1 protein-coding gene is annotated in these 675 nt (G+C 41.6%); it reads right to left on the bottom strand.

Annotated elements, in window-relative coordinates; translation table 11 throughout:
* Positions 1 to 575, bottom strand: a 575-nt coding sequence (locus HMPREF2811_RS05210) for a reverse transcriptase domain-containing protein (protein ID WP_246829815.1), incomplete at its 3' end; no start/stop codon positions are given.
* Positions 576 to 675: the final 100 nt, after the last annotated feature.

Here is a 675-nt window from a genome sequence, read left to right on the forward strand (position 1 = left end):
ATTGATTTGTCCTCAATGTGTTGTTTCAGAAGATACATCAGCTTGTCATGGTTAATCGTATCAAAGTACTGTTTTAAATCGCAATCCACGACATATCGGTAGCCTTCTTCATAATACTTGGCACATTGTTTTCTTGCTTGATGAGCATTGCGATTTGGTCTAAACCCATAACTGTAAGGGCTAAAGGTCTTGTCGATTGACGGTTCAATAACCTGCTTAATCGCTTGTTGTATCACTCTATCCCTTACAACGGGTATGCCTAGTTTACGGACACCTCCATTCGGTTTGGGTATTTCAACCCGTTTTACTGGCTGAGGACGATAAGTACCTTCGAATAATTTCTTACACAAAGGAACATAATAATTGAAGATATGACTTTCTACTTCTTCAACGGTCATCCCATCCACACCCGGGCTTCCGCCATTTCTTCTGACTCTATCACATGCGCGTCTCAGGTTATTTCTTTCTACCACCCTCGACATTATCGGATAGTGACGCCATTGGTCCAAAGCTTCTCCTAGTGATTGACTCTGCGCATATGCATACTCTTTCGATTCCGTCTTATCCCTTTGCATCTTGCCAAGCTTTTGCTTGTTTTCTGCCTTCTTCATCTTCACTACCTCTCTTTCTTTCCAATGTTCATTATTGTTCAGTCCTTCAGTTGGTAGACAACCT

This window comes from Globicatella sp. HMSC072A10, from assembly GCF_001811625.1.
GTDB classification, from domain to species: domain Bacteria; phylum Bacillota; class Bacilli; order Lactobacillales; family Aerococcaceae; genus Globicatella; species Globicatella sanguinis.